Source organism: Sphingobium limneticum (assembly GCF_008710155.1).
In the GTDB taxonomy this organism is placed as follows: domain Bacteria; phylum Pseudomonadota; class Alphaproteobacteria; order Sphingomonadales; family Sphingomonadaceae; genus Sphingobium; species Sphingobium limneticum.
The window spans coordinates 509,971-534,797 of record NZ_VYPZ01000001.1; the positions used below are offsets into that span (position 1 = coordinate 509,971).

General features: G+C 64.0%; 17 protein-coding genes. 6 read left to right on the forward strand and 11 right to left on the reverse strand.

The window, feature by feature from the left end; genetic code table 11:
• The first annotated feature begins 24 nt into the window (after positions 1-24).
• The 4 genes from cysN (at position 25) to F4U94_RS01990 (ending at position 6,438) form a co-directional block, all read left to right on the forward strand.
• Positions 25-1,926, forward strand: a complete 1,902-nt coding sequence (gene cysN, locus F4U94_RS01975; protein WP_120253004.1) for a sulfate adenylyltransferase subunit CysN — start codon at positions 25-27, stop codon at positions 1,924-1,926.
• The gene (locus F4U94_RS01980) at positions 1,923-2,690 is read left to right on the forward strand and encodes a 3'(2'),5'-bisphosphate nucleotidase CysQ (protein ID WP_120253003.1); all 768 of its coding nucleotides are present in this window, start codon (positions 1,923-1,925) and stop codon (positions 2,688-2,690) included. Before cysN ends, F4U94_RS01980 begins: the two co-directional genes overlap by 4 nt.
• 103 nt (positions 2,691-2,793) lie before the next feature.
• Positions 2,794-4,446: a M28 family metallopeptidase gene (locus F4U94_RS01985; RefSeq protein WP_120253002.1), complete on the forward strand. Its 1,653-nt coding sequence runs from the start codon at positions 2,794-2,796 to the stop codon at positions 4,444-4,446.
• Between the two features lie 93 nt (positions 4,447-4,539).
• Entirely contained in the window at positions 4,540-6,438 is a 1,899-nt protein-coding gene (locus F4U94_RS01990; protein ID WP_120253001.1) for a bifunctional sugar phosphate isomerase/epimerase/4-hydroxyphenylpyruvate dioxygenase family protein, read from the forward strand.
• 143 nt (positions 6,439-6,581) lie between these two features.
• Here F4U94_RS01990 and F4U94_RS01995 read toward each other — a convergent pair whose 3' ends face one another.
• The 9 genes from F4U94_RS01995 to F4U94_RS02035 all read right to left on the reverse strand — a co-directional run bounded on the left by F4U94_RS01995 (position 6,582) and on the right by F4U94_RS02035 (position 19,598).
• Complete coding sequence (locus tag F4U94_RS01995) at positions 6,582-7,886, reverse strand: carbohydrate porin (protein ID WP_120253000.1); 1,305 nt, start codon at positions 7,884-7,886, stop codon at positions 6,582-6,584.
• On the reverse strand, positions 7,883-8,776 hold the full coding sequence (locus F4U94_RS02000; RefSeq protein ID WP_120252999.1) for a shikimate dehydrogenase: 894 nt from the start codon (positions 8,774-8,776) through the stop codon (positions 7,883-7,885). Before F4U94_RS02000 ends, F4U94_RS01995 begins: the two co-directional genes overlap by 4 nt.
• Before the next feature lie 25 nt (positions 8,777-8,801).
• Positions 8,802-10,154, reverse strand: a complete 1,353-nt coding sequence (locus tag F4U94_RS02005) for an MFS transporter (RefSeq protein WP_120253544.1) — start codon at positions 10,152-10,154, stop codon at positions 8,802-8,804.
• Between the two features lie 153 nt (positions 10,155-10,307).
• The gene (locus tag F4U94_RS02010) at positions 10,308-11,210 is read right to left on the reverse strand and encodes a LysR family transcriptional regulator (RefSeq protein WP_120252998.1); all 903 of its coding nucleotides are present in this window, start codon (positions 11,208-11,210) and stop codon (positions 10,308-10,310) included.
• 137 nt (positions 11,211-11,347) lie between these two features.
• On the reverse strand, positions 11,348-13,489 hold the full coding sequence (locus F4U94_RS02015) for a TonB-dependent receptor (RefSeq protein WP_120252997.1): 2,142 nt from the start codon (positions 13,487-13,489) through the stop codon (positions 11,348-11,350).
• Positions 13,490-13,595: 106 nt separating this feature from the next.
• Complete coding sequence (locus F4U94_RS02020; protein WP_120252996.1) at positions 13,596-14,747, reverse strand: hybrid sensor histidine kinase/response regulator; 1,152 nt, start codon at positions 14,745-14,747, stop codon at positions 13,596-13,598.
• Positions 14,744-15,319, reverse strand: coding sequence for a chemotaxis protein CheB (locus tag F4U94_RS02025; RefSeq protein WP_120252995.1), 576 nt, complete (start codon positions 15,317-15,319; stop codon positions 14,744-14,746). Before F4U94_RS02025 ends, F4U94_RS02020 begins: the two co-directional genes overlap by 4 nt.
• Positions 15,316-16,170 (reverse strand): CheR family methyltransferase, encoded by an 855-nt coding sequence (locus F4U94_RS02030; protein WP_197716462.1) that lies wholly within the window; start codon positions 16,168-16,170, stop codon positions 15,316-15,318. Before F4U94_RS02030 ends, F4U94_RS02025 begins: the two co-directional genes overlap by 4 nt.
• Entirely contained in the window at positions 16,155-19,598 is a 3,444-nt protein-coding gene (locus tag F4U94_RS02035; protein WP_120252994.1) for a response regulator, read from the reverse strand. Before F4U94_RS02035 ends, F4U94_RS02030 begins: the two co-directional genes overlap by 16 nt.
• A 230-nt stretch (positions 19,599-19,828) precedes the next feature.
• On the opposite strand from F4U94_RS02035, the gene F4U94_RS02040 reads away from it, so the two are divergent.
• Positions 19,829-21,946: an ATP-binding protein gene (locus F4U94_RS02040; RefSeq protein ID WP_120253542.1), complete on the forward strand. Its 2,118-nt coding sequence runs from the start codon at positions 19,829-19,831 to the stop codon at positions 21,944-21,946.
• On the opposite strand, the gene maiA is transcribed toward F4U94_RS02040, so the two are convergent.
• Both maiA and F4U94_RS02050 read right to left on the reverse strand, forming a co-directional pair.
• On the reverse strand, positions 21,943-22,596 hold the full coding sequence (gene maiA, locus F4U94_RS02045) for a maleylacetoacetate isomerase (protein ID WP_120252993.1): 654 nt from the start codon (positions 22,594-22,596) through the stop codon (positions 21,943-21,945). The genes F4U94_RS02040 and maiA overlap by 4 nt on opposite strands.
• A gap of 43 nt (positions 22,597-22,639) precedes the next feature.
• Positions 22,640-23,746, reverse strand: coding sequence for a CaiB/BaiF CoA transferase family protein (locus F4U94_RS02050; protein WP_170271890.1), 1,107 nt, complete (start codon positions 23,744-23,746; stop codon positions 22,640-22,642).
• A 153-nt stretch (positions 23,747-23,899) separates the two neighbouring features.
• Here F4U94_RS02050 and ppk2 point away from each other — a divergent pair, with 153 nt between their 5' ends.
• Positions 23,900-24,817 (forward strand): polyphosphate kinase 2, encoded by a 918-nt coding sequence (gene ppk2, locus F4U94_RS02055; protein WP_120253541.1) that lies wholly within the window; start codon positions 23,900-23,902, stop codon positions 24,815-24,817.
• Positions 24,818-24,827: the final 10 nt, after the last annotated feature.

Genomic DNA, 24,827 nt, shown 5'->3' on the forward strand with positions numbered 1-24,827 from the left:
CCGCTGGGATGACGGGATGAACATATGACCGACCCCATCTACAAAACCGACGCCCTCATCGCGCAGGATATCGACCAATATCTCAAGGTGCATGAGCATAAGACGATGCTGCGTTTCATCACCTGCGGGTCGGTGGACGATGGCAAGTCGACACTGATCGGCCGCCTGCTATACGACAGCAAGATGATCTTCGAGGATCAACTGGCTGCATTGGAGGCGGACAGCAAGAAGGTCGGTACGCAGGGGCAGGAGATCGATTTCGCTCTTCTCGTCGACGGGCTTGCCGCCGAACGCGAACAGGGCATCACCATCGACGTCGCCTATCGCTTCTTCGCGACCGAAAAGCGGAAATTCATCGTCGCCGACACGCCGGGCCACGAACAATATACCCGCAATATGGTGACCGGCGCATCGACCGCCGACCTCGCCGTCATCCTGATCGACGCGCGCAAGGGCATCCTGACCCAGACCCGTCGGCACAGCTACCTCGCCCACCTGATCGGTATCCGCAACATCGTCTTAGCGGTGAACAAGATGGATCTGGTCGGTTATGATGAGGCGGTGTTCGACAAGATCGTGGCCGACTATGCCGCGTTCGCCCGTTCGATCGGCATCACCGCTTTCACCCCCATGCCGATCTCCGGCTTCAAGGGCGACAATATCACTGGCCCCAGCGCGAACACGCCCTGGTACAAGGGGCCGGCGCTGATCGAGCATCTGGAAACGGTCGAGGTCAACAGTGCGGCCGACGCGGACAAGCCGTTCCGCATGGCGGTGCAGTGGGTCAACCGCCCCAATCTGGATTTCCGGGGTTTTTCCGGCCAGATCGCGACGGGCAGCGTCAAGCCCGGTGACGCCATCCGCGTCCTGCCGTCGGGCAAGACCAGCACGATCACCCGCATCGTCACGCTGGACGGCGATCTGGATGAGGCCGTCGCCGGCCAGTCGGTCACGCTCTGCTTCGCCGATGAGGTCGATTGCTCGCGCGGGGACGTGATCGCCGCATCCGGCAGCCCGCCACAGGCCGCCGACCAGTTTGAGGCGACGATCGTGTGGATGGCGGACGAGGAAATGCTGCCGGGCCGCTCCTACTGGCTCAAGATCGGCACCCAGATGGTGACGGCCACGATCCAGCAGCCCAAATATCAGGTCAACGTCAATACGATGGAGCATCTGGCGGCCAAGACGCTAGAGCTGAACGCCATCGGCGTCGCCAACCTGTCGACCGACAAGCAGATCGTGTTCGAACCCTATGCGGCCAATCGGACGCTGGGCGGGTTCATCCTGATCGACAAGCTGACCAATGCGACGGTGGCGGCGGGCATGCTGCACTTCAGCCTGCGCCGCGCGCAGAATGTCCATTGGCAGGCGACCGACATCAGCCGCGATTTCCACGCCGGCCTGAAGAACCAGAAGCCCGCCGTGCTGTGGTTCACAGGTTTGTCGGGTGCGGGCAAGTCCACCATCGCCAATCTGGTGGAAAAGAAGCTGGCGCGGATGAACCGCCACACCTTCCTGCTGGATGGCGACAATGTACGCCATGGCCTGAACAAGGATCTGGGCTTTACCGACGCTGATCGGGTGGAAAATATCCGCCGCGTCGGCGAAGTGGCGAAGCTGATGACCGACGCTGGCCTGATCGTCATCACCGCCTTCATCTCGCCCTTCCGCGCCGAACGCGACATGGTGCGGTCCATGATGCAGCCGGGCGAGTTTATCGAGGTGCATATCGACACGACGCTGGCCGATGCCGAAGCGCGCGACGTCAAGGGCCTCTACAAGAAGGCGCGGTCGGGCCAGCTCAAGAATTTCACCGGCATCGACAGCCCCTATGAAGCGCCCGAAGATCCCGAAATCCGGATCGACACGGCAGTCATGACGGCGGAGGAAGCCGCCGATGCGATCGTCGCCAGGCTGATCCCATGAGCGACATGGTGTCCGACGCCACGCTGGCCGCCCATCTGGCGCAGATAGCGGGGCGCCTGCTGCTCGACGTCCGGGCCTCCGCCCTGTTCAGCCCCAAGGCGCTGGGCAAGGCGGGGGATCAGACCGCCAACCAGTTCCTCTGCCACGCCCTGCGCGAACAGAGGCCCGATGATGGGCTGCTGTCCGAGGAGGAAAAGGACAATGAAGAGCGCTTAGCCAAGAGCCGCGTATGGATCGTGGATCCGGTGGACGGCACGCGCGAATATGGCGAGGAGCGGACCGACTGGGCCGTGCATGTGGGCCTGGCCATCGACGGCATCCCCAGCATTGGCGCGGTGGCGCTGCCGGGCCTTGAGGGCGGCATCGTTCTGCGCACCGATCAGGTTCGGACCGTGCCCCCCGCGCCCGAAAAGCTCCGCATGGTCGTCAGCCGCACCCGCCCGGCCGCAGAAGCGCTGGCGGTTGCGGCGGCGATCGACGCGGAACTGGTACCGATGGGGTCTGCCGGCGCCAAGGCGATGGCGATCATCCTGGGGCAGGCGGACATCTATCTGCACAGCGGCGGGCAATATGAATGGGACAGCATGGCGCCTGTCGCGGTCGCGCGTGCGCATGGCCTGCATTGCTCGCGCATCGACGGGTCGCCGCTCGTCTATAATCGGGCGGACGTCTATCTGCCCGACCTGCTGATATGCCGGCGGGAACATGCCGACGATGTGCTGCGGCAGGTAGCGCGCTATAATCAAAGCGTTGCAAGGGCCTGAACAGGCCCCCTTCCCTGCAAGCTGTAATAAAGCCGGTCGACATTGGCCGTCCGATCGGCATGATCCCGACTCGCCCGCGCAGTCCTGCGCCAAGGAGTTGATTATGTTGCCCTCTTTATCGTTCGTCCGCCCCCTGATGCTGGCCGGCCTGCTCTCCACATCGGCCATTGCGTTGGCGGCGCCGCCCAGTTTCGATGTCGCCCGTGTCAGCGCCGACATCAAGACGCTGGCCAGCGACGCATTTGAAGGGCGCGGCCCGGCGACCCGTGCCGAGGTGAAGACGATCGACTATATTTCGGCGCAGATGAAGGCGGCGGGGCTGAAGCCGGCCGGCGCCAAGGGCAGCTGGTTCCAGGATGTGCCGCTGCGCATGTCCAACATCACCGGCACGCCGACCCTGTCGATGACGATCGGCGGCGCTTCGCAACCCTTGGCGCAAGGGAGCGAAATCGCCGTGCGCGCGGCGGAGACAGGCCAGACGGCGGTCAAGTTCGCCAACCTGCCTCTGGTCTTCGTCGGCTATGGCGTGAAGGCGCCGGAGCGCGGCTGGGATGACTTCAAGGGCGTCGACCTCAAGGGCAAGATCATGGTCGTGCTGGTCAACGACCCGGATTTCGAGGGCGGCGAAGGCGATTTCGGCGGCAAGCTGATGACCTATTATGGCCGCTGGACCTATAAATATGAAGAAGCGGCGCGACAGGGCGCAGCCGGCGTTCTGGTCGTGCACGAAAGCGAGCCGGCCTCCTATGGCTGGGCCACTGTCAAGAACAGCAATACCAACACCATGTTCGACATCGTCCGCGCCGATCCCAAGGCGGCGCATACGCAGATGGAAGGTTGGGTGCAGAAGGATCTGGCCGCCAAGCTGCTGGCCGCATCCGGCGTCGATTTCGAAGCGGCCAAGGCAGCGGCGCGCAAGAAGGATTTCAAGCCCATTCCGCTCAAAGCCACGATGAGCGCCGACTATGCGGTGAAGTCCGAAATCATCACGTCGCACAATGTCGCGGGCCTGGTTCAGGGCAGCAAATATCCTGACGAGACGGTGATCTATTCGGCGCATTGGGATCATCTGGGCATCGGTGCGCCCGATGCGAAGGGCGACACCATCTATAATGGCGCGAAGGATAATGCGTCGGGCACGGCGGCGCTGCTGGAACTGGCGCGCGCCTATGCCAAGGGGCCGAAGCCCGAGCGCACCGTCCTGTTCCTGGCGGTGACGGCCGAGGAAAAAGGGCTGCTGGGGTCCGAATATTATGCCGACAATCCGCTGCGGCCGCTGGCGAACACGGCGGGCGTCGTCAATATGGACGGGCCGTTCGGGATCGAGAAGACCAGCAATTTCAGCATTTCGGGCGCAGCCAAGCTGGACCTGCTGACCACGCTGACGCAGGAAGGCGAGAAATTGGGTCGCCATTATACGCCGGATGCGCGGCCGGAGGCGGGCAGCTTCTATCGGTCGGATCACTTCCCGATGGCCAAGCGCGGCGTACCGGCCATTTCCTTCAATCCGGGGCGCGAGCTGGTCAATGGCGGGGCCGAGCGCGGCAAGCTGTTGCAGGACGCCTATACCAAGGATCGCTATCACCAACCGGCCGACGAATATGACGCCAATTGGGATACGAGCAGCTGGGTCGGCGACCTGACCCTGCTATACAATGTCGGGCGGCGCGTGGCCGACAGCCATGACTGGCCCAACTGGTCGGCGGACAGCGAATTCCGCGCGACCCGCGATGCGACGACGGCGCAGCGGAAATAGGATGGTATAACCATAAGCTATGCCCCGGTCAGTTCGGCCCGATTGCCGATGCTGACCGGGGAGAAGAATATGGCGGCCTGCTGAGGAGCCGCCATGACCATCTCTCAATCCCTGAACGCCATCGCCACCGTATCGCTGCGCGGAACGCTGGAGGAGAAGCTGAAGGCCGCCGCTGCTGCGGGCTTTGCCGGGGTCGAGATTTTCGAGAATGACCTGATCGGGTCGGCGCTTTCGCCCAGGGACGTGCGGGCGATGCTGGACGATCTGGGGCTGGCCTGCATGCTCTATCAGCCCTTCCGCGATTTCGAAGGGTTGCCGGGCGACCTGCGCCGCCGCGCCTTCGACCGGGCGCGGGCCAAGTTCGACCTGATGGAAGAACTGGGCACCGACCGCATCCTCTTCTGCTCCAGTTGCCATCCCGCCGCGCTGGGCGAGCGGGCGCAGATCGTCGATGATTTCCGCGAGCTGGGCGGTATCGCGCAGGAACGCGGCATCATCGTGGGCTATGAGGCGCTGGCCTGGGGCCGGCATGTCAACGACCATCGCGACGCCTGGGCCATCGTGGAAGCGGTCGATCATCCGAATATCGGCATCATCCTGGACAGCTATCATTCGCTGTCGCGCCAGATACCGAGCGAGAGCATCCGGGCGATACCGGGCGACAAGATCGCTTTCGTGCAACTGGCCGACGCGCCGTTGCTGGATATGGACCTGCTCTACTGGAGCCGCCATTTCCGCAATCTGCCGGGACAGGGCGGGCTGGACGTCGCGGGCTTCGTGGCGGAGATATTGCGCACCGGATATGACGGGCCGCTGAGCCTGGAAATCTTCAACGATCGCTTTCGATCGAACGCCGCGCGGCTGGTGGCGGAGGATGGGCATCGCTCGCTCGACTATGTGCGCGATGCCGCGCAACGGCTGATCGACCAGCCCACCGCCATGCCTGCGCCACAGCCGGTGCTGGGATGCGAGTTCGTGGAGTTCACTGCCGATGGCAGCGATGCCGCGCGGCTGGGCAGCAGCTTTGCATCGCTGGGCTTTACGCTGGTGGGCGAGCATCGCCACAAGAAGGTGACGCGGTGGCGGCAGGGCGGCGTCAACCTGATCGTCAATGCTGAGCCGAAGGGCTTTGCCAGCGCCTACCGCGCGACGCAGGGCACATCCATCTGCGCCATCGGAGTGCGGGTGAAGGACAAGGCGGCTGTGCTGGCCCGCGCCGCCGCGCTGGGGATCAAGGCTTATAGTCCCGAGGGACGACCGGGGCGGATGGCGATGCCCGCGCTGCGCGGGGTCGGCGGCAGCCTCATCTACCTGATCGACGATCATGAGGTGGAAGGGCTGTGGGCTCGCGAGTTCGACGCAGTCGAAATGGATGCGGATGCCATCGGTGCCGATGTGCGCAGCATCGACCATCTGGCCGCCGTGGTCCATAATGACGAATTCCTGTCCTGGCAGCTATACTGGCGATCGCTGTTCGGGCTGGAGGCGCGGGCGGCACAGGATGTGATCGACCCGTCGGGGCTGGTCCATAGCCAGGCCTTGCAGTCGGCGGACGGGGCGTTTCGGGTCACGATCAACGCGTCCGATGCGCGGGAGACCCTGTCGTCCCGCTTCCTCGACCATGGCTTCGGCGGTGGGTATCAGCATGTCGCGCTGACCACCGACGACATTTTCGCGACGGCCAAGGGCTTGCAAGACAATGGCGCCGCGATGCTGGAGATACCGGCCAATTATCATGCCGACCTTGCCGCGCGTTTCGACCTGAACGATGCGCTGGCGGCGCGGATGGCGGATGACGGCGTCCTCTATGACGAGGATGGCGAAGGCGCCGGCTTCTGGCAGATGTATAGCCGGGCCTTCGACAAGCTGTTCTTCTTCGAATTCGTCCAGCGGGCCAAAGGCTATGGCGGCTATGGCGCGCCGAATGCCGGGGTGCGGTTGGCGGCACAGAACCGGTTCCGGCCGGATGCGATACCGGCGGCGACCTTGTAGGAATATGGGCGCTTAACTTCGCACATTTCCCGCTGATCGCGACATTTACGAACAGATGTTGGAAATAATAGGATTCACTTACTCCCATTCTCTCGAAGCGAGCGGAATAGCATTTGTAAGACGCTGTAGGACAGCGCCCTGCCCTACAGGATCACCTTGATCGTCGCGCCTGCCACCAGCGCGTCGGGATAGCGGTCGGTCGCGCCGACGCGGTGGATATATTGAAGGTTAGGGCGCAGCAGCAAGCGGCGGGTTGCCTGCCAGCCATAGAAGATTTCGCCGCTCATCTCATGGGTTTGCACCGCGACATTCTGACCCAGTGACAGCTGATCGCGCTGGCGGTCCGCAATGCGCGGATTGACGCGGGCATAGACGAGGCCGAGGCCGAAATTATCCCTGGGCCGGCTATCCCACAGGCCGCGCGCGACGAAGCCGCCGCTGATGAAGGTCGGCACCCGCGCAGTGTGGCGATCCGACAGGGTCAACGTACCGAACAGGCTGAGGCCGCGATCGCCCGGACCGAACCGGATGACCATCTGTTCGCCCATCGCCCAGGCGCTCCACCGTTCCTGCCGCATCGCGGGCGAGAGGCCGGACAGGACGTAGGAAGCGCCATTGATATCGTCGCGTACATCGGCGCGATCGGTAGTGTCGACCAGCGCGCCGATGCGCAGCAGGCCCGGTAATCCGCCTGGCTTCTGCCCGGTCTTCAACCCCAGTTCGACCGGAAAGACGAAGCTGTCGAAGCGGGGGGCGAGTTTCCACCCTGCCCCGGTCTGGGCGCGGAACGCGTTGACCTCAAAACCCGCGACGGTGACGCTGAGGTTGGGCGCAATCTCCTGCCGAACGCGCAGGCCCCAGCGGGGGATCGGGAAGCCGGAAAAGCCGCTATTGTAGAAGAGCGTGGTCGGGCGCGGGCAGAAGGCGAAATTCTGGAACTGGCAACCGCTGGGCAAGGTCGCGAAATCATCCCCCGTATGATAGAGGCCGAATTTCAACGCGGTCTTGCCGCCGTTCAATTTCTGTTCGTAGCTGAGTTCGGCCGGGCGCAGATCCTGGCCGCCACCGAACAATTCCTGCACTTCGAACAGGTTGCCGAGGCGGGTTGCGGTCAGATCCTCCCCCTTGCGATGGATGATGGTGGCGATCAGCTTGCCGCCGTCGAGGCCGAATGCCTTGCCCGTGTCGATCGAGGCGGAGGCGAGCAATTGCTGGGTATAGGCTGCGCCGCCATCCCGCCCGCCAGTGAGGCTGGCCGCGCTTTCGGAGACATAGGAGAAGGTGAGATCGACACCCTTGTCCTTCAGCCGTGAGCGCCAGCCGGGCTTGTCGGCCGGGGCGGCTGGCGGCGGCGTCTGGGGACCGGCGGATGGCCCCTGCAACTGCGCGGCCTTGGCCAGCACCACCGGGGCGGGCACGACGATGGCAGGGGGCGTGTCGGCGATCATGCGGCGGCTCCAGCGCTGGCGCGGTCGAAATCGCGGAGCATCCGCGCGGAATCGGGTTCGGTTCCCGTAAAGAGGGCGAAAGCGTGGGCGGCCTGCATCACCGCCATGCCGCCACCGGTCAGCGTCGCGCAGCCCTTTGCCTGCGCGGCGGCAAGCAAGGCGGTCTGGAGCGGGAAATAGATGATGTCCGACACCCATTGATCGGCCGTCAGCCAATCGGGATCGAAGGGCAGGCCCGGATGGCTGAGCATGCCGATGGGCGAGGTTTGGACCACGCCATCGGCGCCGCTGATGGCAGCCTGCGCCGTGGCGGCGGCCGTCACCTGCGCGGCGGGGAAGAGCGCGGCGAGACGATCGGCCAGTGCCTGCGCACGGTCCTGTGCGAGATCGAACAGGGTCAGGCGGGTGGCACCAAGGTCGAGATGGGCATAGCCCACCGCCGCCGCCGCGCCGCCTGCGCCGATCATCGCGACATCGGCGCGCTTATGCTGGCCAAGGCCGGCCAGGAAATGGGCACGGTAGCCAGACCAGTCGGTATTGTCGCCATAGGCCTGGCCATTTTCGAACAGGATGGTGTTGACCGCGCCCAGCGCCTTCGCCGCAGGGGACAGGCTGTCGAGCAACGGCATGACGTCCTGCTTGAAAGGATGGGTGACGTTGATGCCGTCAAAGCCCATCGCCGCCAGCATGGGGATGAGGCGCGGCAAGCCAGAGGCGTCATAGTCCATCACTGCGCCATCGAGGATGCGATAGACCATGGGCAGGCCAAGCGCGCGGGCTTCGCCTTCGTGCATTTGCGGGCTGCGCGATCCGGCGATGCCGCTGCCGATCAGGCCGCAGAGGATGGACGCGACCGGTCGGCCCGTATCCGATACGGGGGTCTGGAACATGGGATTTGTCCTTGGTCGAGAGGGTTCAGGCGGCCTTGGGCAGGCGGATGAGCGAGGCGCAGAGGCCGGCCAGCACCACCGGCACCGCGAAGATGCCGAAGATTACCGGCAGCGACACCTTCGCCGCGAGCAGGAAGCCGCCCAGCATCGGGCCAATCACTGCGCCGATCCGGCCGACGCCCATGGCCCAGCCGATGCCGGTGCCGCGCGCTTCGGGCGGATAGAGACTGGCGGCGAGCGGGTAGCAGCCGTTGAAGCCGCCCTGTACGAAGACGCCGATAAGGAAGGCGGTGCCCAGTGTCGCAGCGAGCGGCATGGCCACCGATCCGAAGATGGTGAGCGCGGCGGCGGCTAGCGCCATATAGACCAGGATCAGGCGGCGCAGGTCGAAGCGCATCGCGACCAGGCCGATCGAGGAGGTGCCGATGAAGACCCCGATATTGTAGATGGCGCCAGCATAGATGGCGTCCTTTGCCGGCAGGCCGGCCTCGACCGCCAGCTTGGGAATCCAGCTGATGACGAAATAAAGGGTCATGAAGCTGAAGGTGATGGCTAGCCAGAGCAGGATGGTGCTGGGCGCGCGGCCTTCGCTCAGCAGGCCGCGCACCCCGGCATTGCGGGCTTCGCGCTGTGCGAGCGGCGGCAGCGTGTCGAGTTGCGGCTGACCGATCGAGGCGAGCAGCTTGTTCGCCTTTTGCAGCGCGCCTTTCGGCTGGCGGCTGAGCAGGAAGGCGATGGATTCGGGCAACAGCAACCAGACCAGCGGGATGGCGGCGGCGCACAGGAAGGCGGCGCCCAGCAGCATCGCCTGCCAGCCATGGGTGGTGACATGGCTGGCGACGACGAAGCCGGTGATGGTCGCGCCGACCGGATAGCCCGCCTGCAGAAAGCCGACCGCGAAGGTGCGATGCTTTTCGGGCGCATATTCGGCGGTGAGCGCAGCCATGCTGGCCAACACGGTGCCGATGCCGATGCCGACCACGAAGCGGCTGGCGATCAGTTCGGGGATGGAGGTGGCGATGCCCGACGCGAACATGGCGACGGCCATCATGATGAGCGAGGCCAGGATCAGTTTGCGCCGGCCGAAGCGGTCGGCCAGCGGCGCGATCAGCAGGCCGCCGGCGGCCATGCCGGCCAGCCCCGCGCTGAACACGACGCCCAGGCTTTCGGGGCTGACCTGCCAGTCGGACGACAGCGCGGGCGCGATGTAGGAGAGGATCAGCACGTCCATGCCGTCGAGCATGTTGAGGATGAAGCAGGTTGCAACGACCAGAATCTGGCGCGCGGTCCAATTGCTGTCGGACGGCCGGGCCGAGACATTGTCTACGGTCACATAGGGCCGCACGGACACGGTGCCGCTGGCGGAATAACTGGCCATCTTGGAAACGCCTTTCATCCTCTCGGGAGCCACCGGCCCCTTCACATCAACCAACCCGGTGTCCTATCTGGTTCTATTCTGCGGGTCGGACTGCTATGTTGCGAACGATCCTTGCTTTCCATCATGTCAAACGCGCTTTGCCATGCCTTTATGTTATGGCTTCGGCCGTGGGAGGGCGAGGAGTATCGAGCGTGATATCTCCTCGAACGTCTCGCCGATGATGGCGCGCGGCGATTCCAGATTGCGGTTCATATAGACCGGCAGCACGCCGGGTTCTTCGAATTCCAGGAAGCGCACGGTTTCGGCATGGGCCTGCATCGCGGTGAAACTATCGACCAGCGCCACCCCCATGCCATTGGCGACGAAGGCGACGGCAGTTTCGGCAAAACGGATATAGGTCGCGACCTCCAGTTCCTGCCCTGCCCGCGCGAACATGTCGGCGATGATCCGGCCGTGCGGCGTATCGGGACGGAAGGATTGCAGTTGCTCGCCCGCAATATCCGCCACACTGATGCGGTCCCGGTCCGCGAGCGGGTGGCTGGAGGGGACGGCGCAGACCATGCGTCCAGCGCCGATGCGGCTGGACAGGATGTTGGGATGGTCGAGCGGAAAGGCGGTCAGCGCATAGTCGCCACGCTGGAGCGCCAGATAATCGGCCGCCTGCTCGACCGAAAGAATGTCGAACTGGATTGTGAGGCCGGGATAGTTGGCGGTGAGGCGGGCGAGCATCTGCGGCACGACCGAATGGCCGAGCGAGGGAGAGGCCCCGACGCGGAAGGTCCGGTCTTCCCCCTTTGCCAGACGCTTGATGACATGGTTGAGGTCTTCGAACCCCTTATAGACATGCTCGATCTCATCGAACAGGACACGTGCTTCATGGGTGGGGACCAGCCGGCCGCGCGTGCGGTCGAACAGGCGGAAGCGTAGCTTGTCCTCCATATGGCCGAGCATGCGGCTGAGGCCGGGCTGCGACGTGCCGAGCATCTGCGCGGCGGCGCTGACCGTCTTGGCGATCATGATGGCGCGGAAAATCTCGATCTGGCGCAGGGTGAGCATGGCGCCCCTTAGAGCATTCTGAAGTCGGCTGGAACAGCCGCGGCTCGCAGAATGCGGTCAACACACATAATCAGAGCATTATTTACGCGCCTGTTGATATGGGATCGCGAGGCCCCTGCCCCCGATCCCATATCGATTTAGAACCGATAGTCCCAGGACAAGGTGAAGTTGCGCCCCCGCCCGGCGAAATAATGGGCGTTGTCGTTGGGGCGCACGGTCTGGCTGTAATAGTCGATATAGAAGGTATCGAAGATGTTCTGCGCCGCCAGCGTGAGTGCGCCAAAGCCGGTCTGGTAGCGCAGCGACAGGTCGGTCACGTCATAGCCGTCGAACCGGTAGAGCGGGTTGTAATTGCCCGGCGTGCGTTCGAACTGGCGGGCGAGGAAGAATTGGGTCTGGATGCGCGCCGAGATCGGACCATGTGCATAGCTGGCGGCGACATTCAGACGATCGGGCGAGATGTTGGCGCCATCCAGGTCGCGATCGACCACATCGACGCCATTGTCCGACCCGTCGGTGCGGCCGATCAGATGGGCGTAGCCGGTGGAGAGGGTCAGGCCCGGCAGCGGCATCTTGACGCTCAGATTGAGTTCGAGACCCTGAATTTCCACGCGCTGGCGCTGGATTTCGAACGGCGCGCCGATCGCGGTCTGGACCAGCAGCGAACCATTTTTGCTGGTCGACCAGAAATAGGCGGCGCTGGCGTCAATCGGGCCGCGCTTCACTTCCATGCCGATTTCGCGATTGTTGGACACGATCGGCTCGATATTCACATAATCGTCGATATCCACGCCCGGCGTGCCGACCGCGCGGGCGATGCGACCGACGTCCGGCACGGTATAGCCTTCGGCATAGCTGGCATAGGCCCGGATGCCGGTCCAGGGTTCCAGGATCACGCCACCATTGACCAGCGTGTCGCTGAAGCGCGGGGTGCCGCCCGATACGGCAAAGCCGCCATAGCTGGCGAGCGTGGTGTAATCGTCGATGCCGATCTTCACATCTTCATGACGGACGCCAGCGGCGATGCGCAGCTTCTTGTCGAACAGGGCCAGGTTCGCCTGCGCGAAGGGGGCGATGCTGCGATAGTCGGTCGGTGGCACCCAGGTGCGACCGGTGGCGATCAGCCGCTGTTCGGTGAGGTCGTAAAGCGCATCGACGCCGACGATGGCGGTCAGCGCCTCGAAGCCGGGGATGGTGCGTTCATAGCTGAGCTTGCCGCCATATTTGCGGCTGCGATTTTGCGACTGATCGAACAATGTGCCGCCGGGCACGATCTGAAAGGTCGCGATCGGGGCGATTTCGCCGCCATAGGTGTCGCGCGAACGGTTGAAGAAGAGCTGCGCGATCAGATTGCCGCCGGCAAGATCGGTATCGGTCAGGGTCAGCGCCGCGCTTTCGGTCCGGCTGGTGGCCGGTACGCCGGGCGGGGTGCCGCGCACGGATGTCGTCGGCAGATCGATGCGATAATTGCCGGTGGAAGCGATATAGTCGCCCTCCCCCTTCAACTGGAAGCGGCTCATGGTCAGGTCGATGCGCGCGGTGTCGCTGAGCGCATAGCCGAAGCGGCCGAACAGCGACCAGCTGCGGCTGTCCTGTGTTTCGCCCTGGGTCAGGTCGGTGCCGACGCGATCGCCATGGCCGTCATAGAAGGTGCCACGCTTTTCATAGGCCGCGCCGATCATCGCATCCCAGCGGCCGCCGCGCCAGGCGAGCAGACCGGCGACTTTGCCGCCGATGCCGTCGCCATGGAAGCCGGTGTCGGCATTGCCCTGCACCAGCATGCGGCCGGACAGGCCATCGCTCTTGGCAGGGGCGGCCGTCACCTGATTGACGATGCCGCCGGTGCCGCCAATGCCCTGCAAGGCATTAGAACCGTAGATCAGTTCGACCCGGTCGACGAAGAAGGGATCGATGGTGAAGCCGTCGCGCGCGCCGTCGCGCAACGGCGCGGTCTGCGGGATGCCGTTGATGGCGTAAAGCGGCGATCGACCGCGCAGCGTTTCGCCGGCGCCGGACAGCTTCTGGCGCGTGGGGGAGAAGGAAGGGGTCAGCGTGGAGACGGCGTCGACGATCGATCCGCCGATCGCCACCTGCTGATTGAGCGTTTCCTGATCGATGACGTCGATGGTCAGCGGCAACGCATTGGCCGGCAGGACCGAACGGGCGGCGGTGACGACGATATCGTCCGCTTCGGCGGCCTGGGCGAGCGGCACTCCGGGAGCGAGACCGGCGACGGACAGCATCGTCGTGTTGAACAGCATGGCGGCGCGACTCTTCATATTTCCCCCTAACGGATGCGCCGGTCCGCTAGAGAAATATCAAGGCTGTTGCAAGTCATTAGCACTGGCCGCAGCAATAGAAGCGGCAGACTGTGGCCGAAAAGGATCAGGCGACCAGTGCCTCCACCGTGGGAAGGCGCACCTGGAAGATGCTCCCCTCGCCCGGCACGCTCCGCTTGAGCGAGAGCGCGCCGCCATGTAGCGCGACCAGTTGCCGCACCAGTGCGAGGCCGATGCCAAGGCCGTCCTGCTGATCGCCATTGGGTTTCTTCACCTGGGCGAACAGGTCGAAGATGCGGGCCTGCATATCGGCAGGGATGCCGATGCCGGTATCCGCCACCTCTATCTCCGCCCAGCCATCGACCACCCGCGCGGTCAGGCGTACTTCACCGCCCGCCGGCGTATATTTGGCCGCATTGTTGAGCAGGTTCGAGGCGATCTGGACGATGCGGGCATAATCGGCGTCCAGCCAGACGGGCTGGTCGGTGATATCGAGGACGAGCCGATGCTGCGCGGCCTCGATCGCCGGCTGGCAGGCCTCCACCGCGAAGCCGAGCGCGTCCTGGAGCGAAATGCGCTGCGTCTTCAGCGAAATCTTGCCCTGATCGATGCGGGCGATGTCCAGAATATCCTCGATCAGGCGGGCGAGATGCTGGACATGGCGGTCCATGCGGCCGCGTATCTCCCTAGCGGCGTCGGTGCCTTCGCGCCGTTCCAGCAGGTGCAGGCCGGCGGCGAGCGCGGCGATGGGATTGCGCAGTTCGTGGCCAAGGATGGCGAGAAATTCATTCTTGCGTCGGTCGGCTGACTGCAAAGCGGCGGCGAGCTTCGCCATTTCGTCGCGCTGCGCCACGATCTGGCGCCGCTGATCATGCAGGTCGAAGAAGACGGCGGCTTTCGACCGCAATATGTCCGCTTCGATCGGCTTTTGGATGAAGTCCACGGCGCCCGCTTCATAGCCGCGGAAACGGCGTTGCAGGTCGGTGGTGCCGGCGGTCACGAAGATGATCGGAACATGGCGGGCGCGTTCGTTGCCGCGCATATATTCGGCCAGTTCGAAACCATCCATGCCGGGCATCTGGACGTCGAGCAGGGCCAGCGCGACGTCATGGACCAACAGCAGTTCCAGCGCCTCTTCGCCCGACCGCGCCTTGAGGCAGACAAGACCGTCGCGCTGAAGCAGCGCCTCCAGCGCGAGCAGATTTTCCGCCAGATCGTCGACCAGCAGGCAGTAGATGGGGTGCGTCTCGCTCGTCATGTCGCCGCCAGTGTCAGAAGATAGGGGATAAGATCGTCCAGGGTCATCACACGCGCGGACGGACAGGCCGTCAGCGCCGCTTCGGGCATGGTGGCGACCTGCGCATCGGCGAAATCCTGCACGATGGCGGTGCCGCCGGCGGCGCATACGGCCTTCAGCCCCGCCGCGCCGTCATGATTGGCGCCGGTCAGGACGATGGCGGCCAGCGCCGGACCATAGGCATCGGCCGCGCTTTCCAGCAGCACGTCGATGGCGGGGCGGCTGTGATTGACCGGTTCGTCCATCGATAATGACAGCGACCGGTCCGCCTCCACCAGCAGATGATAGTCGGATGGCGCGAAATAGACGGTGCTGGGCAGGATCGGCTCCTTGTCCTCCGCTTCCCGCACGGCAATTTGGCATTTCGCAGCGAACAGGGACACCAGCGCATTGCTGCGATCGGGCGGCACATGGACGACGATGAACAGGGGGATCGGATAGTCGGCCGGCAGCGCGGGCAGAATGCGCAGCAGCGCCTGCACGGCGCCCGCCGACGCGCCGATCGAAATGGCTTCGACAGGGGCCACGCTCATACGTCCTGCCTCTGGTAGATTTTCTCTTCGCGCACGAAATCGGCAAAGGCGGGGGCGTGGGCGGAAAAGCGCAGGCTTTCCTTCGAGCCAAGGCCAAGGAACCCCTTGCGCGCGAGGGAGTCGCGGAACAGGCCGAGCGCCCGGTCTTGCAACGCGCGATCGAAATAGATGAGCACGTTGCGGCAGGAAATCAGGTGCATTTCGGCAAAAACCGCATCGGTCACGAGGCTATGGTCGGAAAACACCACTTGCGAGCGCAGGCTCTTGTCGAAGACGGCGCGGCCATAATCGGCGGTATAATAGTCGGACAGCGACGATCGCGCGCCGGATTTCTGATGGTTTTCGGTGAATTTGCGGATCTGTTCCAGCGGGTAGACACCGGCCTCCGCCGCCCGCAGCGCATCGGGATTGATATCCGTCGCGTAGAACAGCGTGCGCTGGTCCAGCCCCTCCTCTCGGAAGAGGATGGAGAGCGAATAAAGCTCCTCACCATGGCTGCACCCGGCGACCCAGACCTTGAGCGAAGGATAGGTGCGCAGATGCGGGATCACCTTTTCCCGCAGCGCACGGAAATAGGAGGGGTCACGGAACATCTCGCTGACCTGCACGGTCAGATAGTTGAGCAGGCGCGGCAGCGTGGCGGGATCGTGCAGGAGGTGGTCCTGCATCGCGGAAAAGCTGGCAAATCCAAGCTGGCTGCGTGCCTGAAGCAGGCGGCGCTTTATCGAGGCGCGCGCATAATGACGGAAATCATAATGATAACGCTGATACAGCGCCTCCAGCAGCAGCTGGATCTCGATATCCTCTACCCCATTTTGCATCGGACCGTCCGGCACTAGCGCGGCATCCATACGCGCACCAGCGAGAGGAGTTTGTCCACATCGATGGGCTTTGCCATATAGTCGTTCGCCCCCGCCTCCAGACATCTTTGCTGGTCGTCGGGCATAGCCTTGGCCGTCAGCATGAGGATCGGTAACGCAGACCAGCGCGTGTCGTTCCGGATCGTGCGCGTGGCGGTGAGGCCATCCATAACCGGCATCATTACATCCATCAGAACAAGGTCGATCGTCTTGGCCGGATCGTCCGACGCGGCGGCGAGCGCATCCAGCGCTTCCTGCCCGTTGCGGGCGATCTGCACCGCCGCGCCGCGCGGTTCCAGCACGCTGGTCAGCGAATAGACGTTGCGCACGTCATCCTCCACGATGAGGATGCGGCGACCCTCCAGCGCGGCGTCGCGGTTACGCGCTTTCTGGATCATCTTGCGCTGTTCGGGTGGCAATTCCGACACGACCTGATGCAGGAAGAGGGACACCTCATCCAACAGCCGCTCGGGCGACTTCGCGCCCTTGATGATGATCGAACTGGAATAGCGGCGCAGGCGCTGCTCGTCGTCGGGCGACAGGTCATGCCCTGTATAGACGATCACCGGCGGGAAGCCATGATCGCCCTCCTCGCTCAGCGTTTCCAGCAGCTTGAAGCCGGAGGTGTCGGGCAAGGTCAGGTCCAGCACCATGCAATCGAATGTCTGCTGGCGCAGCTGTTCCAGACATTCGGCCGCGCTGCCGACGCCGATCGTTTCGACATCGTCGGTCAGCAACAGGCGGGCGACGGCGTCGCGCTGGACCGGATCATCCTCCACGATGAGGACGCGGCGCATGCGGGTCGCAAGCTTGTCCTGCAAACCCTGAAGCACTTCGGCCAACTGCTCGCGCTTGACCGGTTTCACCAGATAGCCGACCGCGCCCAGCGACAATGCCGCCTGACTATGGTCGGAAGCGGACACGACGTGGATCGGGATGTGCCGGGTCGCATCGTCATGCTTGAGGCGATCCAGCACGGTCAGGCCCGACTGGTCGGGCAGGCCGAGGTCGAGGACGACGGCGCTTGGCATATAGTCGCGCGCCAGACGCACCGCTTCTTCGGCCGTGCCGGCGATGATGCATTGGAACCCCATGTCGCGCGACAGATCGCGCACGATCGAGGCGAAGACATCGTCATCCTCGATCACCAGCAGCAGGCGGCGGCCTTCGGCAATTGCGGCGCGATCATCCTCCAGCGTCCAGTCCGATGCCGGCGTGACGCGGACAGGCGACGGGCTGGCTGTGGGCACCGGCGCAGCAGCCTCTACGAGGGCCGGCGCCGGGACTTCGCGCGACGCGACGGTCGCGGGATCGATCGCCAGCGGTACGGTGAGGGTGAAGAGACTGCCCTTGCCCGGTTCGCTTTCCAGCGTGATGGCGCCGCCCAGCAGGCGGGCAAGCTGGCGCGAGATGGAGAGGCCTAGGCCGGTGCCGCCGTAGCGACGGCTGATCGCGCCATCGGCCTGATGGAAAGCTTCGAAAATATGGCCCTGCTGTTCGGGCGACATGCCGATGCCGGTATCCCGCACCGCCAGCGCCAGACGACCGCCTTCCGCCGGGGACAGGGTCAGGCTGACCTTGCCCTGCTCGGTGAATTTGAAGGCGTTGGACAGGAGGTTCTTGAGGATCTGTTCGATCCGCATCCGGTCCGTTTCGATCGCGCGAGGGCAGTCGGGCGCTATCTCGATTTCGAAAGCCAGTTCGCGGCTTTCGGCGATCGGCTGGAACATCTGGCGAATGTCGCCGGCCAGTCGTTGCAATGGGACGGTTTCGGGCTGGACCTGAATATGGCCGGCCTCGATCTTCGACAGGTCGAGAATGTCGTTGATGAGGGTCAGAAGATCGTTGCCCGAGGACTCGATCGTGCGGGCAAATTTGACCTGATCGGCGCTCATATTGCCGTCGGGATTGTCGCCCAACAGCTTGGAGAGGATCAGCAGCGAATTGAGCGGCGTGCGCAATTCGTGCGACATGTTGGCCAGGAAGTCGGACTTGTACTGGCTGGCCTGTTCCAGCTCGCGCGCCTTGACCGTGAGGTTGGCGGCGCCGCGCTCCAGCTCGTCGCGCTGATTTTCAAGCGTCTGGGCCTGTTCCTCCAACTGGCTGTTGGTCTGTTCCAGTTCGACCTGCTGCTGTTCCAGCCGGACCTGCGATTCCTTGAGCGCGCGGCCCTGCTCCTCCAGTTCCTCGTTGGAGACGCGCAGTTCCTCGCTCTGCGCCTGCAATTCACCCGACTGACGCTGGGTTTCCTCCAGCGCGTCCTGTAACCGTGCGCGAAAGCGGGCGGATCGCAGAGCGATGCCGATCGCGGGGGCAGCCTGTTCCAGCAAGGTCAAGGTTGCGCTGTCGACCGGCTGGAAAAAGCCCAGTTCCATGACGGCGTTGACCACTTCATCCGCGGTCGCCGGCACGATGACCAGATGGCGGGGCCGGTCGCGACCCAGCGCCGAACCAATGGTGAGATAGCCATCGGGAATATCCTGAAGGACAAGCGCCCGGCCCTCTGCCGCGACCTGACCCAACAGCCCTTCCTTGACCAGAAAACCGTCGGGCAGATGCGCATCGGACGGGATGCCGATCGTGGCGGCGCGCTGGAAACGGCCGCCTTCCCCCTTGAACAAAGCGCCGCCCTGAAAGCCGAGATAGCGAGCGAAGAAAGTGAGGATCGCCTCACCCAGTTCCTCGATCGACTTTTCGCCGCGCATGGCGGCGGACAGGCCCAATTGCCCGGCCTGCAGCCATTGCTGACGGATGCGCGACCGACTGGCGATGCGCATCAGGATGAAAATGGCAAGTGTCAGGCCCGCGCCGATCAGGCTGGTGACGATACCGCTGGTGATCGCGGTCTGCGATGCGACCGTCATATCCTCCAGCCGAATAGCGCGCAGGCGCAATTCTTCCTGCGCCATATTGTTCAGTTGGGCACGGATCGCGTCCATCTCAATCTTGCCGCGATCGGTGGTCACGACCTCCAGCGCGGCAGCGATGCCCCTGCTGCGGCGCAGATCGACGGTTTCGCGCAATTCGGCCAGTTTCGCGTCGACATGACGCTTCAATACGATGACGTTGGCTTGCTGCGCGGGATTGTCCTGCGTCAGCGTGACGACGCTATCCATCCGTGCGGCCAACGCCGCGACGGCACTATTATAGGGTTCCAGATAGGCCTGGGTACCGGTCAACAGATAGCCGCGCTGCCCGGTTTCGGCATCCTGCGCGGTCGACAGAAGCTCGTCGAGCGCGATGAGGACGCTGTGCGTATGCCGCACCGCCGTATCGCTTTCCCGCAGCGTCTGGATGTTGCGATAGGCGATCGTGCCGCTCACCGCGAAAAAGCCGAGGCCGATCAATAATCCGAGAATCGACCAGACCGAGCCACGCGTCAGCGAGAGCGAACCGAAAGCTGTTTTTATCGTTGCCATGGGCCTCTCGCCTATACTGGTGTCGGGCACCCGACTAGCGATTGTTGCGCTTGCAGTGCAAGAACTGTCCTGCACGGACGATATGATCCTGATCTGCATTAATGCGATTTGTCGCGCTTGCCCGTCGAAATGGCGGGGCGTTTAAATTCCATTATCCCCATGGCGTTATAAAGCTTTGCGGATCGCCTTTTCCGACAGAAGTCGATAGAAGAGCGTGAACGGGAGTGCATATGCTGGATGGATCGCCATCGTCGGACCGGGATGTATCCAACGCGCAAAGCTTTCTGATCGAGGCGAGCGAGCGGCTGGCCGCAGCGCGGTCCATGGCGGAAGTCGTGGAAGTGCTGCGCCAGACCGCCCGGTCCGCAATTGGAGCGGAAGGGATTGCTGTCGTCCTGAAGGATGGCGACCTTTGCCATTATGTCGCCGAAGATGCGATCGGGCCGCTTTGGTCCGGCTCTCGCTTCCCCGCCACAAGTTGCGTGTCGGGGTGGGCGATGCACCATGGCCAGACGGTGGTCATCCCCGACGTCGCACTTGACGATCGCGTGCCGCAGGATGCCTATCGCCCGACTTTCGTGCGCAGCCTGATGATGGCGCCGATCGGCCGGCCGTCCCCCGTCGCAGCGCTGGGCGCCTATTGGTCCAAAGCCGGCGCGCATGATCAGGCGACGATCGATCGGCTGGAGGGGCTGGCGCGCCTGTCCGCGATCGCGGTAGAAAACGCCCGGCTGATCCACGAGATGGAGGAAAGCGGGCGGCAGCGATCGCTGATCCTGACGGCGGGGCGGATGGGCGCGTGGACCTATGACATGGCGACCGGGGAATTGGATGCCTCTGCACTGTGCCGCCGCAATTTCGGTCGCGATCCGGAACAGCCATTCAGCTATGCCGATTTGCAGGCCGCGATCCATGCCGATGATCGCGAGCGGGTGAATGCCGCCATCCGCGAGAGCCTGAACAGCGGTTGCGTTTATGACATCGAATATCGGGTGCTGACGCCCGAGGGCGAGGTCCGCTGGATAGCCGTGCAGGCGCAGCCGGCGCGGCTGGCGGATGGGGCTACCACCGGCCTTGCCGGGATTTCGATCGACATGACCGATCGCAAGCGGATGGAAGATGCACTGCGCACGTCCGCCGCGACGCTGGAACATCTGGTCGAGGAACGGACGCGCGAATTGGTGCAGACGCAGGATGCCCTGCGCCAGTCGCAGAAGCTGGAGGCGATGGGCCAGTTGACTGGCGGCGTCGCGCATGACTTCAACAATTTGCTGACCCCGATCATTGGCAGCCTGGACCTGTTGCATCGGCGGCAGGTGGGCGGTGAGCGGGAGCAGCGGCTGATCAGCGGGGCGCTGGATTCCGCCGACCGGGCACGGACCTTGGTGCAGCGCCTGCTGGCCTTTGCGCGGCGGCAGCCGTTGAAACCCGAACCCGTCGATCTGGCGGCGCTGATCCTGGGGATGGCCGAACTGGTCGGCACGACTTTGGGGCCGCAGGTGCAGGTGCGGCTGGATCTGGCGGCGGACCTGCCATCGGCGCTGGCCGACGCGCACCAGGTGGAAATGGCGTTGCTCAATCTGGCCGTGAACGCCCGCGACGCCATGCCGATCGGCGGCGAGTTCGTGATATCGGCGCAGCTTACCGAGCAACTCAAGAAGCAGGCCGATGGCGTGAAGCCGGGCCGCTATGTCGTGGTGAAAGTCGCGGACACCGGCACCGGCATGGATGCCGATACGCGGCGGCGTGCGATCGAACCCTTTTTCTCGACCAAGGGCGTGGGTCGTGGCACCGGGCTAGGCCTGTCGATGGCGCATGGACTGGCGCTGCAATTGGGCGGCGCGCTCAGGATCGAGAGCGAGCCGGGGCATGGAACGTCGGTGGCGCTGTGGTTGCCGGTCAGCGAAAAGGATGCCGTCGCCTCGTCCGACAGCGTGCCTGCGCAAGGCGCCTTCAGCGGCACGGCCCTGTTGGTGGATGACGAGGATGTGGTGCGGGCCAGTACGGCGGATATGCTGGCCGATCTGGGCTTCAAGGTGCTGGAGGCGCGATCGGGTACGGAAGCCATCGACCAGTTGCGGCTGGCGGGGCATGTCGACATCATCGTCACCGACCATATCATGCCGAATATGACCGGCGTGGAACTGGCGCAGGAAGTGGCCCTGATCAACCCGACATTGCCGGTGTTGATCGTGTCTGGCTATTCCGACGCGGTCGGCCTTGCGGCAGGACTGCCAAGGCTGGGCAAGCCGTTCCGTCAGGCCGACCTGGCCAGCGCGCTGGCAAGCCTGCGTACAAATCCGCTGTTCGCGCCACTCAGCATCGCTGCCGAACCACGCGAAAATTAACCTGCGTCCGCCTGCCTGTCCGGGTGAGCCGCGGCGACCGGCGGTTCCGCGCGGAGGCGGTCAACCGTTTCGACCAATCGGGGAAAGTCGCTTAAATCGACGCCGAAACGCTCCGCCGAATAGAGTTGCGGCACGATATGGCAATCGGCCAGCGTCAGCGCGTCGCCAAAGCAGAAGCGGCCACCATGGTGCGCCACCAGCGTTTCGAGCGCGCCGAAACCCTGAGCGATCCAATGGGCGATCCAGCCCTTCACAGCCTCCGGCGAAGCGCCAAGATCGTCGCGCAGGCGGTTGAGAACGCGGGCATTGTTGAGTGGATGGATGTCGCAGGCAACGAGCATCGCCATGCTGCGGACCACTGCCCGGTCGATCGCTCCTCTCGGCAGCAGCGGCGGATCGGGATAGCGTTCGTCCAGCCATTCCATGATCGCGCTGGATTGGGTGAGAACATGGCCCTCTGCCTCCAGCGCGGGGACCAGCCCCTGAGGATTGAGCGCCAGATAATCGGGCGCGCGCTGCGCACCCGTGCGCAGGTCGTGGCTGACCTGATCATAGCGCAGACCCTTGATATTCAGGGCGATCCGGGTGCGGTAGCTGGTCCCAGAACGCCAATAGCCGTGCAGGATCAAGGCGGGGTCGTGCGTTTCCATGGATGGAGGATAGCCGCTGGCCGGCCTGGCGCCAAGCGGAGGATCAGGTCCGCCATGCCGGGTCGATCGCATCCAGCCCGACTTCGGTCGCCGGCGGCGGGCTGGCGATCGCGCCGGGGGTTCTGCTGAAGCGGGGCGCGGGCATGGGTTGCAGGACGCCGCCGGGTCGGCCGAACATGCCACGCGCCTGCGCCTGGGGGTGCTCCGCCGCCTCGTCCGGTGAGAGGACCGGGGTGACGCAGGCGTCGCGTCCGGCAAACACCGCCACCCATTCGTCCCGCGTGCGGCCGGCGAATATGGATGTGAAGCGCGCCTTCGTCCGGGGCCAGGCGTCGCGATCATGCTGGGCCGGCAGATCCGAGGCGTCGATGCCCAATCCTGCGATCAATTCGGCATAGAAAGCGGGCTCTATCGCACCGACCGCCATGAATTGGCCGTCCGCCGTGCGATATATGTCATAGAAGGGCGCGCCGCCGTCCAGCAGATTGTCGCCACGCCGGTCGCTCCACAGGTTCATCGCGCGAAAGCCATGGATCATGGTGGACAGCAGCGCCGTCCCTTCGATCATGGCGGCATCGACCACTTGGCCCTGCCCGCTTTGGCGCACCTCCAGAAGGGCACAGACGATACCGAAGGCCATCATCATGCCGCCGCCGCCCATATCGGCAACCATGTTGAGGTTCGGCCGAGGATTTTCATCCCCTGGTCCGCAGAGCATCAGGCTGCCCGACATGGCGAAATAATTGATATCGTGGCCGGCCAGATGCGCCATCGGACCGTCCTGCCCCCAGCCGGTCATGCGCGCATAGACCAGCGCGGGATTGCGGGCGAGGCATATGTCGGGGCCAAGACCCAGCCGTTCCATGACGCCGGGCCGATAGCCCTCCAGCAGCACATCGGCCGTTTCGACCAGAGACAGGAGTTGCGCGGCACCCGCCGGCGTCTTGAGATCGAGGCCGATCATTTCCCGTCCGCGATGGAGCAGATTTTTCTCCGGGTCGACCGGTGGAACCATGGGCGGTGCGCCGGCCCGCTCCACCCGCAGGACGGTCGCGCCCATATCCGCCAGCATCATCCCGCAGAAAGGACCGGGGCCCACGCCCGCTACTTCCAGAATCTTCACCCCGACGAGCGGCCCGCGTCTGTCCATCCCCATCCCATCCTCTTCCCGTTTCGCTACCATGCTATAAGCGTGCCCGCCGGCGGATCGCAGCGTTTTTCCGTCGTCGGCGACCGCACCGTCAACACATTGTCATCCCCCGATGCGAGGAAGGCGTATTGCCATCGCAGCGAGAGTGCCATCATGACCTTCGACGACCCCAGCTTCGCCATGGACCGGATCAAGGCGGAAATTGCCGACAGTTTCGACGAGGAACTGGAAATGGAGATCGACGAGGACCGGCTGGAGACGATGCTCGCCGACATGGAGGAGCACCCCGATCGGGAGCAGTTGGAGCGGCGTACCTATTTCCGCGAGTTGTTCCGCCTGCAACATGAACTGATCCGGCTGCAGGATTGGGTGGTGCACAAGGGGCTGAAAGTCGTCGTCCTGTTCGAAGGGCGCGATTCAGCCGGCAAGGGTGGCGCGATCAAGCGTATCACCCAGCGACTGAACCCGCGCGTGTGCCGGGTGGCCGCCCTGCCCGCGCCCAACGAGCGCGAGCGGACCCAATGGTATTTCCAGCGCTATGCCGCCCATCTGCCGGCAGCGGGCGAAATCGTGCTGTTCGACCGTAGCTGGTATAACCGGGCCGGTGTGGAGCGCGTCATGGGCTTTTGTTCGGAGGAGGATGTCGAGGAATTCTTCCGATCGGTCCCGGAATTCGAGCGGATGCTGGTGCGGTCGGGCATCATCCTGGTCAAATATTGGTTTTCCATCACCGACGAAGAACAGCAGTTCCGCTTTGCCATGCGCATCCATGATCCATTGAAGCAATGGAAGCTGTCGCCGATGGACGTGGAGTCGCGCCGTCGCTGGGAGGATTATACCCGCGCCAAGGAAACGATGCTGGAGCATACGCATATTCCCGAAGCCCCCTGGTGGGTGGTCGAGGCGGTCGACAAGAAGCGTGCCCGGCTCAACTGTATCGCCCATCTGCTGGAACAGATCCCTTATGAGGATGTACCCAAGGCGCCCGTGGTGCTGCCCGACCGGGTGCGCAACGCAGACTATATTCGCCATCCGGTGTCGGACGACATGATCGTGCCGGATCGTTACTGATTGCAGAAGG